This is a genomic window from Rhodoferax sp. XS2R6 (assembly GCF_056521365.1).
The window spans coordinates 17,412-37,934 of sequence record NZ_JBWMAY010000004.1 but is presented as its reverse complement, the minus strand read 5'-3'; the positions used below and the strand labels follow the sequence as shown (position 1 = coordinate 37,934).

Here is a 20,523-nt window from a genome sequence, read left to right as displayed (position 1 = left end):
CTCAGGACTGGCGATTAATCGCCAAACATCTTCTGCTTGAGCTCGCGGCGCTGCTGCGCTTCGAGCGACAAGGTGGCCGTAGGACGGGCCAGCAGACGCCCGACGCCGATAGGCTCGCCGGTTTCATCGCAGTAGCCATAGTCACCTGCGTCGATGCGGGAGATCGACTGCTCAATTTTCTTGAGCAGCTTGCGTTCGCGGTCCCGGGTGCGCAGTTCCAGCGCGTGTTCTTCTTCAATCGTGGCGCGGTCTGCCGGGTCCGGCACCACCGAGGTGTCTTCCCGCAGGTGCTCGGTCGTTTCACCCGCACTGTTGAGGATGTCGCGCTTGAGGATGGAGAGCTTGAGGCGGAAGGCCGCCAGCTGCACATCGTTCATGTACTCGGAGTCGGGCATGGCCAGCAACTCGGCATCGGTCAACTCGGCCACCGGTTTGGACTTCCAGTTGTTGACAAGCTTGGCGTCTTTTTTGACGGCGGCGGGAATCACGGGGGCAATCACGGGGGAAGTCATGGTAAGGGTATAGCTGGCTTTGGCGGCTGTGGAGGCCACAGATTGCGCCATGGAAGGCACGGTAAGTTGGGCCAACCGGGAGGATGGGCGTCCTGACTTGGCAGGCACCGCAGCCGCAGGAGCGGGTACAGGAGCCACTGCGGGAGCTTTGGCCACCACAGCAGCCACGGCCGCTTTGGCGGATGTGGTTTTGGCAGGGGTTGACACTTTGGCAGTGGGTTTGGCCGCCGGTTTCGCGGCAGCGGGTTTGATTTTAACTGCAGGCGCCTTGGCGGCTACTTTGGCCACCGGCTTGGCTGCCGCTTTGACCACGGGTTTCACCGCCGCCTTGGCGATCACCTTGGGGGCCGCTTTCGCAGCGGGCTTGGTAGGCGCCTTGGCCGCCGGTTTGGCACTCACTTTGGCCTTGGGGGCCGCCGCTTTGACCACGGGTTTGCCCACAGTTTTGGGCGCCGCCTTTTTGGCGGCAGTTGGGGCTTGCACCTTCACTACCGGTTTGGCAGCCGCTTTGGCTGCAGGTTTGGCCTTGACGTCTTTGGATTTCACGTCTTTGGCTTTGGTGTCTTTCCCGGATGTCGCTTTCACTTCTTGTCTCCTGGCAGTACTCGCCTGCGCACGGTCCCTGGTGGCTGCTTCCGTTTTAGCCGCCTTGGAGGGCGGTGAAACGGGGGTTTCTTCGGCGCGCGAGTGTACAGGTTTCCCCATCGGGAAACCCATCAGTTGCAAAAGCGAGACAATCATTTGGCTCCCAGCCGGTATTTGGTGTGGTCTTGTGCGGGCGTCTTAGACCAGAGACTGCTCCATGCCCTGCAGGAAGATGTCCTTGGGCAAATCAATGCCGATAAAGACCATTTTGCTGCACTTCTGCTCACCTTCGGCCCAGGCTGGCCCCAGATCACTGCCCATGAGCTGGTGCACGCCCTGGAAGATGACCTTGCGCTCGGTGCCCTGCATATAAAGAACACCCTTGTAACGCAGCATGCGCGGGCCGTAGATGTTGACGATGGCGCCCAGAAAGTCTTCCAGCTTGGCCGGATCAAAGGCGCGGTCGGACTTGAACACAAAACTTTTCACATCGTCATCGTGACGGTGATGGTGGCCATGGCCGCCGTGGTCGCCATGCGCGTGGTCGTGCTGGTGCGAGGGGTGGTCGCAATGTTCACCGTGGGCATGGTCGTGATCGTGGTGGTCGTCTTCCTTGAGGAAGTCGGGGTCGATGTCCAGCTTGGCATTCAGGTTGAAGCCGCGCAGGTCAAACACCTCTTTCAGCGACACGTCGCCAAAATGCACCGCCTTTTGCGGCGCGCGCGGGTTCATGTGTTTGATGCGGTGCGTCAGCGCATCCAGTTCGTCCTTGGACACCAGATCCGACTTGCTGATGAAGATCTGGTCGGCAAACCCGATCTGGCGGCGCGCTTCCTGGCGGTCATTGAGCTGTTGCTCGGCGTGTTTGGCATCCACCAGCGTCAGGATGGAGTCCAGCAGGTAGGTCTCGGCGATCTCGTCGTCCATGAAGAAGGTCTGCGCCACGGGGCCGGGGTCGGCCACGCCGGTGGTCTCAATCACCACGCGCTCAAAGTCCAGTTCACCCTTGCGTTTCTTCTCGGCCAGGTCTTTCAAGGTGGTGCGCAAGTCTTCACGGATGGTGCAGCAGACGCAGCCGTTGCTCATCTGGATGATTTGTTCATTGGTGTCGCTCACCAGAATGTCGCTGTCGATGTTTTCCTCACCGAACTCGTTCTCAATAACGGCGATCTTCTGGCCATGGGCCTCGGCCAACACGCGCTTCAACAGCGTGGTTTTGCCGGAACCCAGAAAGCCGGTCAGGATGGTGGCGGGAATCAAGCTCATCGTGGTATCCAAAAATGGTGCACTGCAAAAAGAGGACAACTGCGAAGTGTAGTCAGCAATTCAAGGTTTTGCTGAAGTGGCCTTAACGCCGCATCACCACCAAGCCCTTGAGGTACTCGCCCTCGGGGAAGGCAATCGTCATGGGATGGTCGGGCGCGCCGCCCATGCGCTCGGTGATATAGCCGTCCACACCGGCATCCGAACCGGCGCCAGCAATGATTTTGTGGAACAGGTCGGCACTGATGCCGCCCGAACAGCTGTAGGTGAACAACACGCCGCCGGGCTCCAGCAGCTTGAAGGCCAGGCGGTTGATGTCCTTGTAAGCCCGCGCTGCGCGTTCGGCATGGGCCACCGTCGGCGCGAACTTGGGCGGGTCCAGGATGATGGCGTCAAAGGTGCGGCCCTCGGCGCCAAAGGCGCGCAGGCTGGCGTTCACATCGGCGTCCATGAAGGTGGCGCGGCTGGCGTCAAAGCCGTTCAGCGCCACATTCGCTGCGGCTTTTTCAATCGCCGGGCCGCTGGAGTCGATGGAGGTGACATGACCTGCACCGCCCGACAGGGCTGCCACGGAGAAACCACCGGTATAGCAATAACAGTTGAGCACGCGCTGGAAGCCCAGGCGACGCGTGGCCTCGGCAAAACGTTTGCGGCTGTCGCGTTGGTCCAGGTAAAAGCCGGTCTTGTGGCCTTCGGCGATGGACAGGGCCAGCTTCCACTCGTGCTCTTGCAGCACCAGGTCGGTAGGGCCGCCGCCACGCAGCCATCCCGTCACTTCGGGCAGGCCCTCCAGGGCACGGCTGCTGGCGTCCGAGCGCTCATACAGCTTGGTGAGGCCGGTGGCCGCCAACAGCGCATCGGCAATCACGTCTTTCCACTTATCTACGCCGGCCGAGGTGAACTGCGCCACCAGGGTGTCGCCATAGCGGTCCACGATCAGGCCGGGTAGGCCATCGGATTCGCCATGGACCAGGCGCACACCGTCACTTTTTATATCAAATCGGCCTCTAGCCTTTATGGATACTGCGCAAGCCGCTATAAAAAAGCTAGCGTCGATGCGCTGCGTTTCGTCAAAACTCCAGACCCGGGCGCGGATTTTGGATTGTGGACTGAAGGCCGCCCAGCCCAGAAACTGCCCCTCGGCCGACTCCACCCGCACGGTCTCGCCGCTGTCGCCCCCGCCCTTGGCGATGGCGGACTCAAAAATCCAGGGGTGGCGGCGCAACAGGGAGCGCTCTTTTCCGGCGCGCAGACGAATGGTTTTCATAGGCCAGTATTGTCGCTTGCGAGCGCGCCGCCTGTGGAATGGGCCTGCGGGCGGCCTCATACTGCCAAACGCACAGAAATCGGCCGCCCGCAGGCCCACTCCACAGGCTCGGAGCCTCGGCAGGCGTAGGGGAGTTAGGACCCTTTTTTCAACTTCGCCCGCGGGTGCGCCGCGTCATAGGCCTTGGCCAGGTGCTGAAAGTCCAGCCGCGTGTAGACCTGCGTGGTCGTGATGTTGGCGTGGCCCAGCAGCTCCTGCACGGCGCGCAGGTCGCCACTGCTTTGCAGCACATGGCTGGCAAACGAGTGGCGCAGCATGTGCGGGTGCACCGGGGTGTTGAGGCCGGCCAGCTGGCTGCGGCGCTTGAGGCGCTGCCAAATGCTTTGCGCCGTCAGGCGCGTGCCATTACGCCCGGTGAACAGGGCCGCGCTGGCATTGGCCAGCATGGCAGGCACCGGCGCGGCGCTGGCCGTGCCACTGGGGCCGCGCAGGTCCAGCCAGCGTTGCAGCGCGGCTAGTGCCGAGGCGCCGACCGGCACGGTGCGGCGCTTGCTGCCCTTGCCCAGCACATGGGCCTCGGCGGCCTGCAGGTCCACCCAGCCTTTCGCGTCTTTACCAGCCACCACGTCCAGCCCCACAAGCTCGCCCACGCGCAGGCCGCTGCCGTACAGCAGCTCCACCATGGCCGCGTCGCGCGCTTCCAGCCAGGCGTTGTCGTCACTTTCAAAGTCGGCAAATTGCACCGCGTCGTCCACACCCAGGGCCTTGGGCAAGGGCTTGGGGGCTTTGGGGGAACGCACGTCCTGCACCGGGTTGCTGGCCACCAGGCCTTGCCGACCCAGCCAAGTGTAGAAGCCGCGCCAGCCGGAGAGGATGAGTGCAATGCCGCGGCCGCTGCGACCACCGCTGTGCATCTGCGCCACCCAGCGGCGGATGTGGTGGTTCTTCACCTCGCGCAGTGCCACTTGGGCCTGGGTGGCGTTGGCCGCCAGCTTGCCCAGGTCCAGCGCGTACAGCTCGACCGTGCGCGTGGCCAGGCGTTTTTCGACGCGGACGTACTCCAGGTATTTTTCAACCAGGGCGGTGTCGTCCGCAGTCACGGCAATCGGGCGTTAACGCAGGCGTGAGAGCGCAGCGCTGGCCAATTCACCAATGCGCGCCAGAAACTCGGTGCCCATGCCGCTGTTGAAGCGCTGCGCGTCGCTGGAGGCCAGCACCAGCATGCCAAAGGCCGGGGCGCTGCTGCCCGCCACGCCACTGCGCAGCGGAATCAGGGCCAGCGAGCTCACGTTGTGGGCATCTTCCAGCCAGCTCACGGCCTCAAAGCCGGTGTTCAGGCCACAAAAGGGTTCGGTCAGAGAGCTGGCAAACACCTTGGCGTCATCGCTCACACCTTGTACAAAACCCAGATCGGCAAACTCGTCAGCCACGCCCCACAGGCGCAGCCCCACCTGCGGCACGGCGAACTGGTCCTTGATCTCCTGCACGATTTCCAGGGGCAGGTCGGCCAGGTTGGTGGTGAGGAACAACGAGCGCGCCCAGCGCAGGATCTTGTCGGACAGCATCACGTTCTCGTTGCCGTTGCGGATCATCTCCATGATGCGCTGCTCCAGCAGCTTGATCTTCTCGCGCAGCATCTCGGCCTGGCGCTCTTGCAGGCTCACCGCGCGGTGGCTGTGCGGGCTGGTGAACTGCACGGTGGCCAGCAGCTCGGCGTGGCGCTGGAAGAAGTCGGGCGTGTTGGCCAGGTAGTTGGCGATGTCGTCTTCGGTGATGGGGTTGGCCAGGGCCTGGTTCACGGGGTGGGTCATGGTGTGGTTTTGTCAGGTCGGGTCGGGTTATTCGGGAAGGTCAATTTCGCCATGGAACACGGTGGTGGCAGGGCCGGTCATGAACACCGAGGCGTCGCCCCCCGCCCATTCAATGGTGAGCACGCCGCCGTGGGTCTGTACCGCCACACTGGCGTCCAGCAGGCCCAGGCGGATGCCGGAAACCACGGCCGCGCAGGCGCCGGTGCCGCAGGCCAGGGTCTCGCCCACGCCACGCTCATACACACGCAGACGCACATGGCTGCGGTCCACGACCTGCAGAAAACCCACGTTCACGCCCTGCGGAAAACGCGGGCTGGCCTGCACGGCCGGGCCCAGCGTGGCGACCGCGGCGGTGTCCACGTGGTCCACCAGGGTCACCGCGTGGGGGTTGCCCATGGACACGGTTGCTACCAAAAGAGGAGCTGCTTGCGCAGTATCCATAAGGTCTAGAGGCCAATTTCCCCATGAACCCATGGGCTGCAGCGTGAGCCCACTGGCGTCAAATGGAATGTCGGCGGGCGCGAACACCGGGGCGCCCATGTCCACGGTGACGCGGCCATCGGCGTTCAGGCGCGGCTCGATCACGCCTTTCATGGTCTGCACGCGGATGCGGTCTTTGGTGGTCAGGCCCTTGTCGTGCACAAAGCGGGCAAAACAGCGCGAGCCGTTGCCGCACTGCTCCACCTCGTTGCCGTCGGCGTTGTGGATCACGTATTCGAAATCGATGCCATCGGCCGGCGAGGGGCGCACGGTGAGGATTTGGTCAGCGCCCACGCCAAAGTGGCGGTCGCCCAGAAAGCGGTAGTGCGCAGGGGTGAGGCCCAGGCGGCCGCGCGTTTCGTCGAGCACGACAAAGTCGTTGCCCGCGCCCTGCATTTTGGTGAACGGAATTCGCATGGCCGAATTATCCGCGTTTGGCCGTACCATCCCCCGCATGGTTAGACCCACCCACATCCTGCCTGCGGATACTTCACCCGCAGCCGCCTCGCTGATCGACGCTTGGCAAACCGACCGCCCCACCCCGCTGCTGCGCAATGTGCTGCGCCTGACCGCCCCCAATCCGGGCGTAATGACCGGCCCCGGCACCAACAGCTACCTGGTGGGCGAACCCGCCACCGGCTACACCGTCATCGACCCCGGCCCGGCCGACGCCGACCACCTGCAACGCCTGTGGCGGGCCGCGGCGTTTGAAGACGGCAGCGGCGGCAACATCCTGCGCATCGTCTGCACCCACTCGCACCCCGACCATTCGCCGGGCGCCGCGCCCCTGCAGGCGCTGTGCCAAGGCGGGCCGCCCATTCTGGGCCTGCCCTCCGCCCCCACGGCGCGCGCCGCCAGCGACTTCACCCCCGATCGTCCGCTATTAAATCAGGAGCTACTCGCGCATATGCTGCCTGGGCTGGACGTGCAAAGTGCTTTGAAACCTGTGCACACGCTGCAGGTGATTTACACGCCCGGCCACGCGGCCAACCATGTCTGCCTGCTGCTGGAGGAAGACGGCCTGCTGTTCAGCGGCGACCACATCCTCAACGGCAGCACCACGGTGATCGACCCGCCTGATGGCAACATGGCCGACTACCTGGAGTCGCTGGATGCGCTGACCGCGGCCTGCACCGAACTGGGTGTGCAATACATCCTGCCGGCCCACGGCCATGTGATCGATGGCGCACTCGACGCCATTGCCAAACTCAAGGCCCACCGCCTGGCGCGCGAGGCCAAGATTGCCGCCGTGATGCGCGCCAACCCCCATGGCAGCCTGGACGACTGGCTACCCCTGGCCTACGACGATGTGGACGCACGCATCTGGCCCGTGGCCAAGCGTTCGCTGATGGCACACGTGGAGCGCATTTACGCCTTGGACAACCCAGGCAACCCCCAAAACCAAGAAGGCCAGCCATGAGCACCTCGGACTCCAAACCCCCACGCCCCACGTTACGCAAGCCGGAGAAACCGGTGCGCCCCGTCCCAGCTCCCGTAGCGCGGCCACCCGCGCCCGCAACACCCGCCGCAGCCAGTCGGCCTGCGGCAGCCCCGCCGCCCAGCAACAAGAAACCCCGCCTGCGCAAACCGCGCAAAGATGCGCCGGAATACCAGGCACCCGCCTTCCAGCCCGCGGCCAAAGAGGAGACCGGAGAGCGCCTGTCCAAGCGCGTCATGCAGCTCAAGGGCTGCTCGCGCAAGGAAGCCGAGCAGTACATCGAAGCGGGCTTTGTGACCGTGAACGGCGTGGTAGCGGAAGAGCCCGCGCTGCGCATAGACCGGCAGACTGTGGCGCTGGACCCGCAGGCCAGCCTGCTGGACATGGCCTCGGTCACGCTCATTCTGAACAAGCCGCCCGGCACCACCGACGGGCTGGAAGATGACGACGATGACGACACGCCACCGCGCCCCAGCGCACGGGGTGCCGGCAACCGCAAAGCCCCGCCGCCCAGCGCGCGTAGCCTGCTCTCGCCCCAGACCCACTGGGCCCACGACCCGAGTGAGACCCGGGTGCTCAAGCGCCACTTCAAAAACCTGGAAGCCGACATCGAACTGGAGACCGGCGCCAGCGGACTGGTGGTGTTCACCGAGGACTGGCGCACCACGCGCAAGCTGACCGAAGACATGGCCACCATGGAACACGAGTTTCTGGTCGAGGTGAAGGGCGAGGTGGCCCCAGAGGCGCTCAAGCCGATTGGCTACGCGCTCAAAGATGACCGGCTGGACCTGCCCCAAGTGAAGGTGAGCGTGAGCAGCAGCACGCCCGAGATGAGCCGCCTGCGCTTCGCCATCAAGGGCTCCCACCCCGGACTGGTGGCCTACCTGTGCGGCCTGGCCAACCTAGACATCCTGGCCATGCGCCGCGTGCGGCTGGGTCGGGTCAGCCTGGCCGACCTGCCCGTGGGGCAGTGGCGCTTTTTGGCGGACTACGAGAAGTTCTAGAACGCCTGAGCCTGACGGCTCAGGACGCGATGTAGTTCTGCAGCTGGGTGATGGTGAGTTCGCGGTCCTGGATGATGTTGTCCATCAGGTCGCGGATGGACACCATGCCCACCACCTTGCTGCCGTCTACCACCGGCAAGTGGCGAATCTTGTTCTGGCTCATGAGGGCCATGCAATCGTCGGTAGAGGTTTTCGGGGTCACGGTGAGCACCTGGGCGGTCATGATGTCTTTGACCTGGGTGTCTTTGGAGGAGCGCCCCGCCAGCGCGATCTTGCGGGTGTAGTCACGCTCCGAGAACACGCCCACCAGCTTGTCACCGTCCATCACCATGAGCGCACCGACGTTGCAGTCGGCCAGCATTTCCAGTGCGTTGTAGACGCTGTCCCCGGGGCTCAGGCTCCAGATGGCGCCACCTTGTTTTTCCAACAGTTCAAGAATCGGTCGCATGGCTCCATCTCCCAATGACTGTGAAGACCTAACCATACAACAAAAAAAGTGTGAAGCCCACCGATAAGCCGGATTCTGTGCATGGGGGTTTCCCCCCACGTGACCACCATTACTCTGGGCCGCTGGTCACCCAAACGGCTCGATGCTACCTACCCGCCAACTCCGGGGGCCCCGTCAACGTTGGCCTACTTGGTATTGCTGCGCGTAGAGATTGCCCGTTTCACCCGATGGGAGCTTTCGCCCACACCGACTCGTCTCTGTTGCTCTAATCCTCACCTTAGGGCCATGCACTTGCGTGCACAGCTTGTCAGTGGACAGTCGTTAACTGCTACGCTGCCCTATGCAGTCCGGACGTTCCTCCAGTGCCTGGTTTCCCAGATTGCACCAGCGGTGGTCTGGCGGGCTTCACCCCTCGATTATCGCGCCTCGCCGCCAGCCCCGCGCGCGGCGGCATATGGATATGCCCAAAGTGTCGCAAGGAATTCAAACATTGGGTCCAAAATGGCGGCCTGATTCCCCCACTCGGAGACACTTCATGGCATTCGACAACGTCCTGCAAACCATTGGCAACACGCCGGTCATTCGCATCAACAAACTGTTTGGCACAACGCACCAGGTGTACGTGAAGAGTGAGCGCAGCAACCCCGGTGGCTCCATCAAGGACCGCATCGCCCTGGCCATGGTGGAAGATGCCGAGAAAAGCGGGGCCCTGAAACCCGGCGCGACCATCATCGAGCCCACCTCGGGCAACACCGGCGTGGGCCTGGCCCTGGTGGCCGCGGTCAAGGGCTACAAGCTGATTCTGGTCATGCCCGACAGCATGTCGATCGAGCGCCGCCGCCTGATGCTCGCCTATGGCGCCAGCTTTGACCTGACCCCACGCGAAAAAGGCATGAAGGGCGCCATTGCCCGCGCCCAAGAGCTGGCCGAGCAAACCCCGGGGGCGTGGATTCCCCAGCAGTTTGAAAACCCCGCCAACATCGACGTGCATGTACGCACCACCGCGCAAGAGATCCTCAAGGACTTCCCCAAGGGCGTGGACGTGCTCATCACCGGCGTGGGCACGGGTGGCCACATCAGCGGCGTGGCCCAGGTACTCAAGGCCCAATGGCCCCAGCTCAAGGTCTATGCCGTGGAGCCCACAGCCTCTCCCGTGATCAGCGGCGGCGCCCCTGCGCCCCACCCCATCCAGGGCATTGGCGCCGGTTTCATTCCCAAGAACCTGAAGACCGAGCTGCTGGACGGTGTGATCCAGGTGGATGCCGAGCCGGCCCGCGAATACGGCCGCCGCAGCGCGCGCGAAGAAGGCCTGCTGGTGGGGATTTCCAGCGGTGCCACGCTGGCCGCCATTGCCCAAAAACTGCCTGAAATTCCCGCAGGCAGCACCGTGCTGGGCTTTAACTACGACACCGGTGAGCGCTATTTGTCGGTGGACGGCTACCTGCCCGCCTGAGGCAAAAACCCGGGCTAGGCCAGCAGAAAGTTGGCCCGGCCTGAAGCCGTCAGCGCCTGCTCGCCCGTATCGTCTTTCAGGTCCACCCCCGAAAGCTGGCGCTGGCGCGCCTGGGTCAGCAGGTAGTGCAACTTGAACGCCGCCGCCTCGTAGCCCAGCCCCGCTGGGCGTACGTTGGAAATGCAGTTGCGGCTGGCGTCGGTCAGGCCCATGCGCGGCATCCAGGTCAGGTACAGACCCATGCTGTCGGGCGAGCTCAGACCGGGGCGTTCACCAATCAACACCACAACCGCTTTGGCGCCCAGGCGCTCACCTACCTCGTCGCCTAGGGCGACACGCGCTTGTTGGGCAATGCACAACGGGGCCACGCGCCAACCGTCCGCCTGCAGGCGGCTGTGCAAGGCGGCCAAAAAAGGCACGGCATTCTGTGCAATGGCCAGGGCCGACAGGCCATCGGCCACCACTAAGGCCAGATCGTAGGGACGCTCAGCCTCGCCCGCGCTATCCCCCAAACTGCCCGCAGGCCGGTACAACCCCTCCAGCAAGGCCACCGAGGCCGCATCCAGGCGGCGGCCCAGGTCGGGGCGCTGCAGGTAGTGGTTGCGGTCCAGCGCCGCACTGTGCAGCAGCAGGCAGGGGGGCGGCGCCTCGGGCCAGGCGGCGTGCAGGGCTTCGGCCAGGGCCGGGGCGTCCAGTGCAATGTGCACGGCATCGCGGGCCTGGGCGTGCGCCAGTTGGAAGGCCAGCTGTGCCGCCGTGGGCAGGCTCACGCCGGAGCGGCCCAAGGCAATCCGCGCATCGGTGAACTGGCGCAGGCTGGCCCAGGGGTTGGGGGTGACGGGGGCGTGCGGGTCGCTCATGGGTGTCATGCCAGCTGCAGCAGGGCTTTTTGGAAGGCCGGGGGCACGTCCGCGTGCAGGGCAAAGTCCGCGCCGGCCTCGCTGAAGATTTGCATGCGCTGCAGCCAGGCCTCGAACTCGGGCGCAGGCCGCAGGCCCAACACGCGGCGCACGTAGAGCGCGTCGTGGAAGGAGGTGGTCTGGTAGTTCAGCATGATGTCGTCCGAACCCGGAATTCCCATCACAAAGTTGCAGCCTGCCGTGCCCAGCAGGGTCAGCAACACGTCCATGTCGTTCTGATCCGCCTCGGCGTGGTTGGTGTAGCAAACATCGCAGCCCATGGGCAGGCCCAGCAGCTTGGCGCAAAAGTGGTCTTCCAGCCCGGCGCGGATGATCTGCTTGCCGTCAAACAGGTACTCCGGGCCGATGAAGCCCACCACGGTGTTGACCAGCAACGGCTTGTAGTGGCGTGCCACCGCGTAGGCGCGGGCTTCGCAGGTCTGCTGGTCCATGCCATGGTGCGCGTTGGCCGACAAGGCACTGCCCTGCCCGGTTTCGAAATACATCACGTTGTCGCCCACGGTGCCACGGTTCAAGGACAGGGCGGCACTGCGCGCCTCGGCCAGGAGCGCCAGGTTCAGGCCAAAGCTGCGGTTGGTAGCCTCGGTGCCGCCGATGGACTGGAACACCAGGTCCACCGGCGCGCCACGTTCGATGGCCTGCAGGGAGTTGGTCACATGGGTGAGCACGCAGGACTGGGTGGGAATGGCGTAGTGGCGAATGATGTCGTCCATCATGTGCACCAGCTTGACCACCTGGGCCACGTTGTCGGTGGCGGGGTTGATACCAATCACCGCATCGCCGCTGCCGTAGAGCAGGCCATCCAGCAGGCTGGCGGCAATGCCCGTGGTGTCGTCGGTCGGGTGGTTGGGCTGCAGGCGCGTGGCCATGCGGCCTGCCAGGCCGATGGTGCTGCGAAAGGCGGTGACTACGCGGCACTTCTTGGCCACCAGGATCAGGTCCTGGTTGCGCATGATCTTGCTCACCGCAGCCGCCATTTCCGGCGTGATGCCGGGGGCAATGGCGGCCAGCGTGACGCTGTCCACCGCGTCCCCCAACAGCCAGTCGCGAAAGTCGCCCACCGTCAGATGGCGGATGGGGGCAAACGCGGCGGCGTCGTGGCTGTCGAGGATGAGGCGGGTGATCTCGTCCTCCTCGTAGGGCACCAGCGCCTCGTTCAAAAAGGTGCGCAGTGGCAGTGCAGCCAGCACCATTTGCGCCACCACCCGCTCCTGGGCGCTGTGGGCGGCCACCCCGGCCAGCACATCGCCCGAGCGCAGCGGCGTGGCCTTGGCCATAAGGTCTTTGAGATCGCGAAACCCGTAGGTACGAGAACCCAGGGTGTGGGAATAGGGGTGGCTGGGCACGTGGGGCATGGTGGTGGATGGCGGCGCAACACACCAAGCAATCAACGTGCCTGCGCGCACTGCGGCGCGCTCCCCTTTAAAATCCCGGCCTTGCTTGATAACCACGAGCCCCAGCATGATCCGCCTCACCGAACTCAAACTACCCCTCTCCGCCCTGCCCGTGGAGGCGCGCCGCGCCGCCGACGCCCCCACCGAGACCGAGGCCGACCGCGCGCCCGTGGCGCACCCGATGGACGCGCTGAAACGCCTGTGCGCCCAAGCGCTGGGCATGGACGTGGCGGCCATCGCCGGCCTGCACGTCTTCAAACGCAGCTTTGATGCGCGCAAGGCGGATTTGCTGGCGGTCTACATCGTGGACATCACGCTGGTTGACCCGGCCCTCGTGGCCCCGGTGTTGGCCAAGTTCCCCAACCATCCGCACATCGGCGCCACGCCCGACATGGCGTACCGCTTTGTCGCCCAGGCGCCGGCCGAGCTGCCCGAGCGCCCCGTGGTGGTCGGCTTTGGGCCCTGCGGCATGTTTGCGGCGCTGGTGCTGGCGCAGATGGGGTTCAAACCCATCGTGCTGGAGCGCGGCAAGCCGGTGCGTGAACGCACCAAGGACACCTGGGGCCTGTGGCGCAAGAAGACGCTGAACCCCGAGAGCAACGTGCAGTTTGGTGAGGGCGGGGCCGGCACGTTTTCGGACGGCAAGCTCTACAGCCAAATCAAGGATCCGCGCTTTCTGGGCCGCAAGGTGATGCACGAATTTGTGCAACACGGCGCCCCGGCCGAGATCCTGTACGAAGCGCACCCCCACATCGGCACCTTTAAGCTGGTGAAGGTGGTGGAAGGCATCCGCGAGCAGATCATCGCGCTAGGCGGCGAAATTCGCTTTGAGCAACGCGTGAGCGATGTGCTATTAAATCAGGAGCTGTCTGCGCAATCTCTACGGGGGCTAGAGGTCGAAAACCTTCAAAATGGCAGCCGCTACGAGCTGCCTGCCAGCCACGTGGTCATGGCGCTGGGCCACAGTTCGCGCGACACCTTTGCCATGCTCTACGAGCGCGGCGTGGCCATGCATGCCAAGCCCTTCTCGGTGGGCTTTCGCATCGAGCACCCGCAGGGCGTGATTGACCGCGCACGCTGGGGCCGCCACGCGGGCCACCCGCTGCTGGGCGCGGCCGACTACAAGCTGGTGCACCACGCGGCCAATGGGCGTGCGGTCTACAGCTTCTGCATGTGCCCTGGTGGCACCGTGGTGGCCGCCACCAGCGAGCCGGGCCGTGTGGTCACCAACGGCATGAGCCAGTACTCGCGCAACGAGCGCAATGCCAATGCCGGCATGGTGGTGGGCATCGACCCGCCCGACTACCCGGATGACGTGGCCGCTTTTGTGCACGCCTTTGGTGACGACAAAGGCCAGCGCTACGCGGCCGAAGCCGCCGCGATGAAGGCCCAGGACCCCAAGGCCGCACACCCCATGTCAGGCATTGCGTTTCAGCGCCAGCTGGAGAGTGGCGCTTACACGCTGGGCGGTGGCACCTACGAAGCACCGGGCCAGTTGGTGGGCGACTTCATTGCGGCCAAACCGTCGACAGAATTTGGCAGCGTGACGCCGTCGTACAAACCCGGCGTGAAGCTGGGCGACCTGGCGCCCAGCCTGCCTGGCTACGCGATTGCCGCGCTGCGGGAGGCGCTGCCCGCCTTTGGCAAGAAGATCAAGGGCTTTGACATGGCCGACGCGGTGCTGACCGGCGTGGAAACCCGCACCTCCAGCCCTATCAAGATGCCGCGCGGGGACGACCTACAAAGCACCAATGTGCGCGGCCTCTACCCGGCCGGTGAAGGCGCCAGCTACGCGGGCGGCATCCTGTCCGCCGGGGTGGACGGCATCAAGGTGGCGGAAGCCTTGGCGCTGGACTGGCTCCAGCACGCCTAAACACACCGCCCCAAAAACAAAACCCCTTTGCACGCGGGGCGCAAAGGGGTTGTGGGCGCAGCACCAGCCGCCCCCAACTATCCAGACTCAGTTGCCAGAGGCTTGCAGCGCGGCAATACGCTCTTCAATCGGCGGGTGGGTGGAAAACAGCTGGCCAATGCCACCGGCAATGCCCATGGCCGCCACGCTCTTGGGCAGCTCGCCGGGGGTCATGCCGCCCAGGCGGGCCAGCGCGTTCATCATGGGTTGCTTGCGGCCCATCAACTGTGCGGCACCCGCGTCGGCGCGGAACTCGCGCTGGCGGCTGAACCAGGCCACCACGATGGCAGCGGCAAAACCGAGCACGATGTCCAGCACGATGGTGGTGATGTAGTAGCCAATGCCGGGGCCGGAGCTGCGGTCGTCACCCTTGCGCAGGAAGCTGTCCACCGCGTAACCGATCACGCGGCTCAGGAACACGACAAAGGTGTTCATCACGCCCTGGATCAGCGTCATGGTGACCATATCGCCGTTGGCGATGTGGGCCACCTCGTGGCCAATCACGGCCTCGATTTCTTCGCGGGTCATGCCTTGCAGCAGGCCGGTGCTCACGGCCACCAGGGCCGAGTTTTTGAAGGCGCCGGTGGCGAAGGCGTTGGGTGCGCCGTCAAAAATGCCGACTTCGGGCATGCCAATGCCAGCCTTGTCGGCGAACTTGCGCACGGTGTCCACAATCCAGGCTTCGTCCATGTTCTGGGGCTGTTCGATCACACGCACACCCGAGGTCCACTTGGCCATGGGTTTGCTGATCAACAGCGAGATGATGGCGCCGCCAAAACCCATGACCAGGGCGAAGCCCAGCAAGGCGCCCAGGTTCAGGCCATTGGCGGTCAAAAAGCGGTTGACCCCCAACAGGCTGGCCACCACGCCCAACACCAGCACCACGGCCAGGTTGGTCATTACAAACAAGACAATACGTTTCATGGTTCTTCTTTCGGAAAGCGACGGTGTTCCCGTCGTTGACACGGATGGTAGGGGCGCCCGCGCTGAATTCAAGCTTTTGTGGGGCCTTGGGCCCACGAAGTTTATGGACTTTTGGCGCCCCCAACGTCGACGCGCGGGTGAAGCGTCACCAAACGCCCCTAAGATGTGCCCCTTCCCTTGCTTCCAAGCGCACCCATACCGCGCCACACCATGACCCAATTCCAACGCCGTCGCATCATCACCGGACTGACTGCCGCTGCCCTCTCTGGAGCGGTGCTGCCCAGCTGGAGCCAAACCGCCAAACCGGCCGCACCTGGCAAACCCAAGGCGGCCAACAAGCTGGCGGCCAAACTGCGCATCGTCATCCCCGCCAACCCGGGCGGCGGCTGGGACCAGACTGGCCGCGCCCTGGGCACCGCCATGATCTCTGCTGGCGTGATTGACGAAGTGGAATACGAAAACAAGGGCGGCAAAGGCGGCACGCTGGGCCTGGCCCACTACGCAGAAAAATACAACGCCGATGCCAACACGCTGCTGATGGGCGGCACCGTCATGGTGGGCGCCGTGGCCTTGCAGAAGCCGGCGGTGGACCTGACGGCTATCCACCCCGTGGCACGCCTGACCAGCGACTACCTGGTCATGGTGGTGGCAGCCAACTCGCCCATCAAAAGCGTGGCCGACCTCACGGCCAGCATGAAAGCCAACCTCAAGGGCGTGCCGGTAGCCGGTGGCTCGGCCGGTGGCGTGGACCATATTTTTGCCGGCGTGTTTGCGCGGGCAGCCGGGGCCAACCCGGAAGACCTGAACTACCAGCCCTTCGCCAGCGGGGTGGACGTGGTGTCTGCCGTGCTGTCGGGCAAAGCGGCTGTGGGAATCTCGGGTTACAGCGAATTCAGCGCCCAACTGGCAGGCGGCCAGCTGCGCGCCATTGGTGTGTCTTCGCGCAAACCCTCGTTTGGTATTCCTGCCATCCGCGAGCAGGGGGTGCAGGCCGAAATGTCCAACTGGCGGGCCGTGTTCACCGGCAAAAACGTGTCCGCAGGCCGCCAGGCCGAGATGCTGGAGGCGGTGCGCCTGGCCACCCAACACGACACCTGGAAAGCCACCCTCAAGCAAAACCACTGGGATGCCTCGTGGATGGCAGGCAAAGACCTGATTAACCTGATCGACCTGGACTTGACCACCGCCCGCGTCATGGTCCACTTGCTCAAGCTCAAGGCCTGAAAGCTTAGCCCCCACGCTCCGCCGCTCTGCGGGTCGCTGCCCCCCAAGGGGGCGCATTGGCCTTGGGGCGGCCCGGCGGCAAATTTAGCCCCCAGGCTCAGGAGCGGGTGGGCGTGGCGCCCGGAATACGCTGGGGTCGGCATAAAACTCGGGCACGGCGTTGTCGGGCCACCAGCCCGGCACGCCCAGCACCGGCAAATGTGCAAACGGCTTGCTGGCCAAGAGCGGGGCCGACAGGGTTTGGGCCAGCCAGGCATCCAGATCCGCTATGGATTCGATAGCTGCTTGCGCAATGAATACGTGTGCTGTGATCGGTTTTCTTGGGTAAACCAGCTTTTCCAGCAGCGCGTGGCCAAACAACACCAGCGAGGCCTGGGCCCAGAGCGGGCGCAAGCGGCCAAACAGTGCGTCCCAGTCCTTGGCCTGCAGGGCCAGCCACAGCGGCTCGGGGGCCACCAGCAAGGCGGCGTTTTCGTCAAACACCGTGAGTGCATCACGCGCCGGGCCGCGCACCGGCTGGATGCCAGTCTGCGCGATCTGCTCGGCCTGCAACTGGTTCAGCTTGCGCTTGGCCAGCGGAAAGTGCAGCCAGCACAGGCCATTGAAAAAGTCGTGCAGGCCGTCGCGCGTGGGTACGCGGCCAGTGTCAAAGATGTACTGCTCGTAGGCCAAGCCCTCGGGCAACTCGGCCTGCGGCACAAACTGCACCGGGGCACGCTGGGTCGCATTGAGGACCTGCGCCACTGACAGGCCGCCATTCACCTGGGCCGCCAGCCCCTCGCCCACCGCGCGCCAGGGTGCCAGCCACGGCGCAGACCAGTCAATGGCCTCTAAACCATGCGCCACTGCAATGCTTCGCCCGCGGCCAGGGGTTTGAGGGAGGTTTCGCCGAAGGCAAAACTCTCGGGAGGTGTCCAGCTTTCGCGCTTGAGCGTGAGGGTGCCGGTGTTGCGCGGCAGGTCGTAAAAGTCCGCGCCATGGAAGCTGGCAAAACCTTCGAGCTTGTCCAAGGCACCAACCGCGTCAAACGCCTGGGCGTACAGCTCCATGGCGGCGTGGGCGGTGTAGCAGCCGGCGCAACCCGAGGCGTGTTCTTTCAGATGCGCAGGGTGCGGTGCACTGTCGGTGCCCAGGAAGAATTTATTGCTGCCACCAGTCGCAGCCTGCACCAGCGCCTGGCGGTGGGTTTCGCGCTTGAGCACCGGCAGGCAGTAGTAGTGCGGGCGAATGCCGCCGGTGAAGATGGCGTTGCGGTTGTAGAGCAGGTGGTGGGCGGTGATACTGGCCGCGGTGAAGCGGTCACTGTCGGCCACGTACTGCGCGGCTTCTTGGGTGGTGATGTGCTCGAACACGATCTTCAGCTCAGGAAAGTCGCGGCGCAGTGGAATGAGCTGCGTGTCGATGAACACGGCTTCGCGGTCAAACAGGTCGATGTCGCTGCTGGTCACTTCGCCGTGCACCAGCAGCAGCAGGCCGGCCTTTTGCATGGCCTCCAAGGTCTTGTAGGTCTTGCGCAGGTCGGTCACGCCAGCATCACTATTAGTGGTAGCACCTGCAGGGTAGAGCTTGGCAGCCACCACACCGGCGTCCTTGGCCCGCGCAATCTCGTCGGCGGGCAGGTTGTCGGTCAGGTACAGCGTCATCAGTGGCTCAAAGGCCATGCCTGCGGGCACCGCGGCCTGGATGCGCGCCTTGTAGGCCAGCGCCTGCTCCGCGGTGGTCACCGGCGGCTTCAGGTTGGGCATGATGATGGCGCGGCCGAACTGGGCGGCGGTGTGCGGCACCACGGTGTGCAGGGCGGCACCGTCGCGCACATGCAGGTGCCAGTCGTCGGGGCGGGTGATGGTGAGGGTGTTGGGGGCGTGCGTCATGGGCGCTATTGTCCCAAAACCCGCCAGCACCTCCGGCGCATCAGAACGGCACAAAGTCGCTGGGGTACTTCCAGAAGTCCTTGAGCAGGTAACTCACGGGCAGGTTCAGCGCTTTGTCGTTGGGCGGAATGGGTTTCAAAAACCACTTGTCGTAAATCGGCTGAATCTCTTTGCTCACGATCAGGCGGCGCATTTCCTCGTCGATGAGTTTTTTGAACTCGGGGTCGTTTTTGGGCAGCATGATGGCCAGCGGCTCGGTGGTGAGGAACTTGCCCACCACTTTCAGGGCCTCGGGCTTGGCGCGGTTGGCGGCCAGGCCGTACAGCAGCACGTCGTCCATCACAAAGGCGTCGGCCTCACCCGTCTCCACCATCTCCACCGCCTTGGCGTGGTCAGGGGCTTCGAGAATGGTGATGTGCAGCAGGCGCTCGCGGTTGGCCTGCTCGGCCGCCTTCAGCGGCGTGGTGCCCTTGGTGGACACCAGCCTTTTGCCATACAGGTCTTCAATGCGATCGACCCGGCTCTCGGCACGCACCAGCATGCGCGCGCCGGTGATGAAGTGGGGAATGGTGAAGGCGACCTTTTGGCGCCGTTCGGCGTTGTTGGTGGTGGAGCCGCACTCCAGGTCGGCCTTGCCGGTTTCGACCATGGCAATGCGGTTGGCCGGCGTCACCTGCAAAAACTCCACCGGCATATTTTTGGCGCCGGTTTTCTTGCGCACCGCCTCGGCCAGCTTGAGGCACAGGTCTACCGCGTAACCCACGGCCTCTTTTTTGCCGTCCAGGTAGGAAAAGGGAATGGACGACTCGCGGTGCGCCACTACCAGAGCCCCACCCGCAGCGACACGCTCCAGCACACCCGCGCGGCCTGCGCCAGAGGCCAGGACGGCCAGCCCCACCACGCCCAGCAGGCGCCACACATTTTTTTGCATACAGACTCCAACGACCAAGGTTGCCCGAAGCTGGCGACTCTAGCCAGCCCCTAGTCCCGCTGCCAATGCCGATTGCTTGGCGCGGTATGCAAAAACGGAATGCAACTTCTATGCCGCGGTGCCTTGGGTCAGCAAATAGTCCCACAGCGCCTGGGCCGAGCCCTTGGGCGTGCGGGTCTGGGCGCGCTGGGCCGCGCTCAGGCCGCGGGCGGCCTCGCGGCTGGAGATGCGCTCACGGTAGGCGCGCACCTCCATGGTGATTTGCAGCCCCTTCATATGGGCAGGCAAGGCGCTCACCAGCTTCTTGGCACGCAAGTCTTTCTTGACCGCGCTATGGGGCAGGAATGCCACGCCGTGGCCCTCCAGCGCCATCGCCTTCAGGCCCTCGGCCATGTCGGTCTCGTACACCCGGTCGAAGTGGATGGCCACGTCGGCTTGTTTGAGGATCAGCTCCACCATCTGCCCCAGGTAGGCGCCGGGCGCGTAGCCCAGGTAAGGCAGCGGCTGCCCCACCTTGCCAGGCAGGGTGAACAGCGGGCTGCCATCGGCGTCGGGTTTGGAATACGGCGCCAGCACCTCTTCGCCCAGACTCACCATCTCGTAGCGGTCGGCATCCAGCTGGTAGGGCTGCGAGGGGTGGTGGTAGGCGATGAGCAGGTCGCAGCTGCCTTCCACCAGGCGCATCACGGCGTCGTGCACATTGAGGGCGATGAGCCGGCTCTTGAGCGGGCCAAACTTCTCGCGCAGCTCGGACACCCAGGCCGGGAAGAAAGTGAAGGCCAGCGTGTGCGGCACAGCAAACTCCACCACGTCCTGCGCGGCAGTGGTGTGGCCACGCAGCATGGCGCGTGTGCTTTGCAGGGCCTGCAGCACTTCCAGCGACTGGTCGTAAAGGGTTTCACCCGCCGGGGTCAGGCGCGTGGGGTAGCTGCTGCGGTCCACCAGATCGGTGCCCGCCCAAGCCTCCAGCGACTGGATGCGCCGCGAGAACGCGGGCTGGGTAACGTGGCGCAATTGCGCGGAGCGGCTGAAACTGCGGGTCTCAGCCAGAGACACAAAGTCTTCAAGCCATTTGGTTTCCATGGG

Annotated in this window: 18 protein-coding genes, 1 other RNA gene and 1 pseudogene; 5 read left to right on the top strand and 15 right to left on the bottom strand. The window is 64.5% G+C overall.

The features are described 5' to 3' along the window. Positions 1 to 14: 14 nt before the first annotated feature. From dksA to dapF, 6 genes are all read right to left on the bottom strand, one after another. Positions 15 to 800: an RNA polymerase-binding protein DksA gene (dksA, locus tag AC097A_RS13905; RefSeq protein WP_479621597.1), complete on the bottom strand. Its 786-nt coding sequence runs from the start codon at positions 798 to 800 to the stop codon at positions 15 to 17. A 495-nt stretch (positions 801 to 1,295) separates the two neighbouring features. Next, positions 1,296 to 2,363, bottom strand: coding sequence for a GTP-binding protein (locus AC097A_RS13900; RefSeq protein ID WP_315494971.1), 1,068 nt, complete (start codon positions 2,361 to 2,363; stop codon positions 1,296 to 1,298). 82 nt (positions 2,364 to 2,445) lie between these two features. Beyond that, the gene (locus AC097A_RS13895; protein ID WP_479621310.1) at positions 2,446 to 3,627 is read right to left on the bottom strand and encodes a class I SAM-dependent rRNA methyltransferase; all 1,182 of its coding nucleotides are present in this window, start codon (positions 3,625 to 3,627) and stop codon (positions 2,446 to 2,448) included. 134 nt (positions 3,628 to 3,761) lie between these two features. Next, positions 3,762 to 4,727, bottom strand: a complete 966-nt coding sequence (locus AC097A_RS13890; RefSeq protein ID WP_479621309.1) for a tyrosine recombinase XerC — start codon at positions 4,725 to 4,727, stop codon at positions 3,762 to 3,764. A gap of 12 nt (positions 4,728 to 4,739) precedes the next feature. Further along, the gene (locus AC097A_RS13885; RefSeq protein WP_479621308.1) at positions 4,740 to 5,438 is read right to left on the bottom strand and encodes a DUF484 family protein; all 699 of its coding nucleotides are present in this window, start codon (positions 5,436 to 5,438) and stop codon (positions 4,740 to 4,742) included. A gap of 27 nt (positions 5,439 to 5,465) precedes the next feature. Continuing rightward, positions 5,466 to 6,335: a diaminopimelate epimerase gene (gene dapF, locus AC097A_RS13880; protein WP_479621307.1), complete on the bottom strand. Its 870-nt coding sequence runs from the start codon at positions 6,333 to 6,335 to the stop codon at positions 5,466 to 5,468. Positions 6,336 to 6,438: 103 nt separating this feature from the next. Here dapF and AC097A_RS13875 point away from each other — a divergent pair. Both AC097A_RS13875 and AC097A_RS13870 read left to right on the top strand, forming a co-directional pair. Then, a pseudogene (locus AC097A_RS13875) lies at positions 6,439 to 7,338 on the top strand (MBL fold metallo-hydrolase); the annotation flags it as partial. Continuing rightward, entirely contained in the window at positions 7,335 to 8,360 is a 1,026-nt protein-coding gene (locus tag AC097A_RS13870) for an RNA pseudouridine synthase (protein WP_479621306.1), read from the top strand. The pseudogene AC097A_RS13875 and the gene AC097A_RS13870, both read left to right, overlap by 4 nt. 19 nt (positions 8,361 to 8,379) lie before the next feature. Here AC097A_RS13870 and AC097A_RS13865 read toward each other — a convergent pair whose 3' ends face one another. Continuing rightward, entirely contained in the window at positions 8,380 to 8,808 is a 429-nt protein-coding gene (locus AC097A_RS13865) for a CBS domain-containing protein (protein ID WP_105262074.1), read from the bottom strand. 48 nt (positions 8,809 to 8,856) lie between these two features. Next, positions 8,857 to 9,215, bottom strand: an RNA gene (gene rnpB / locus AC097A_RS13860) — RNase P RNA component class A. Between the two features lie 128 nt (positions 9,216 to 9,343). Here rnpB and cysK point away from each other — a divergent pair. Beyond that, complete coding sequence (cysK, locus tag AC097A_RS13855) at positions 9,344 to 10,261, top strand: cysteine synthase A (RefSeq protein WP_315473931.1); 918 nt, start codon at positions 9,344 to 9,346, stop codon at positions 10,259 to 10,261. Positions 10,262 to 10,275: 14 nt separating this feature from the next. On the opposite strand, the gene eutC is transcribed toward cysK, so the two are convergent. Both eutC and AC097A_RS13845 read right to left on the bottom strand, forming a co-directional pair. Then, positions 10,276 to 11,121 carry an ethanolamine ammonia-lyase subunit EutC gene (gene eutC / locus AC097A_RS13850; RefSeq protein WP_479621305.1) on the bottom strand — a complete coding sequence of 282 codons (846 nt, stop codon included), beginning with the start codon at positions 11,119 to 11,121 and terminating at the stop codon, positions 10,276 to 10,278. Positions 11,122 to 11,126: 5 nt separating this feature from the next. Then, entirely contained in the window at positions 11,127 to 12,536 is a 1,410-nt protein-coding gene (locus AC097A_RS13845) for an ethanolamine ammonia-lyase subunit EutB (RefSeq protein WP_479621304.1), read from the bottom strand. 106 nt (positions 12,537 to 12,642) lie between these two features. On the opposite strand from AC097A_RS13845, the gene AC097A_RS13840 reads away from it, so the two are divergent. Continuing rightward, on the top strand, positions 12,643 to 14,448 hold the full coding sequence (locus AC097A_RS13840; RefSeq protein WP_479621303.1) for an NAD(P)/FAD-dependent oxidoreductase: 1,806 nt from the start codon (positions 12,643 to 12,645) through the stop codon (positions 14,446 to 14,448). A gap of 87 nt (positions 14,449 to 14,535) precedes the next feature. On the opposite strand, the gene htpX is transcribed toward AC097A_RS13840, so the two are convergent. Continuing rightward, complete coding sequence (gene htpX, locus AC097A_RS13835) at positions 14,536 to 15,411, bottom strand: protease HtpX (protein WP_479621302.1); 876 nt, start codon at positions 15,409 to 15,411, stop codon at positions 14,536 to 14,538. Positions 15,412 to 15,621: 210 nt separating this feature from the next. Between htpX and AC097A_RS13830 the strand changes: the two genes are divergently transcribed. Continuing rightward, the gene (locus AC097A_RS13830; protein ID WP_315494980.1) at positions 15,622 to 16,635 is read left to right on the top strand and encodes a Bug family tripartite tricarboxylate transporter substrate binding protein; all 1,014 of its coding nucleotides are present in this window, start codon (positions 15,622 to 15,624) and stop codon (positions 16,633 to 16,635) included. An 84-nt stretch (positions 16,636 to 16,719) separates the two neighbouring features. On the opposite strand, the gene AC097A_RS13825 is transcribed toward AC097A_RS13830, so the two are convergent. The 4 genes from AC097A_RS13825 to AC097A_RS13810 form a co-directional block, all read right to left on the bottom strand. Then, positions 16,720 to 17,481, bottom strand: a complete 762-nt coding sequence (locus tag AC097A_RS13825) for a DUF3025 domain-containing protein (protein WP_479621301.1) — start codon at positions 17,479 to 17,481, stop codon at positions 16,720 to 16,722. Beyond that, positions 17,466 to 18,506 (bottom strand): dihydroorotase, encoded by a 1,041-nt coding sequence (gene pyrC / locus AC097A_RS13820; protein WP_479621300.1) that lies wholly within the window; start codon positions 18,504 to 18,506, stop codon positions 17,466 to 17,468. Before pyrC ends, AC097A_RS13825 begins: the two co-directional genes overlap by 16 nt. Before the next feature lie 40 nt (positions 18,507 to 18,546). Then, positions 18,547 to 19,437, bottom strand: coding sequence for an amino acid ABC transporter substrate-binding protein (locus tag AC097A_RS13815; protein WP_479621299.1), 891 nt, complete (start codon positions 19,435 to 19,437; stop codon positions 18,547 to 18,549). A gap of 108 nt (positions 19,438 to 19,545) precedes the next feature. Then, positions 19,546 to 20,520 (bottom strand): LysR substrate-binding domain-containing protein, encoded by a 975-nt coding sequence (locus AC097A_RS13810; protein ID WP_105262066.1) that lies wholly within the window; start codon positions 20,518 to 20,520, stop codon positions 19,546 to 19,548. Between the last annotated feature and the right edge of the window lie 3 nt (positions 20,521 to 20,523).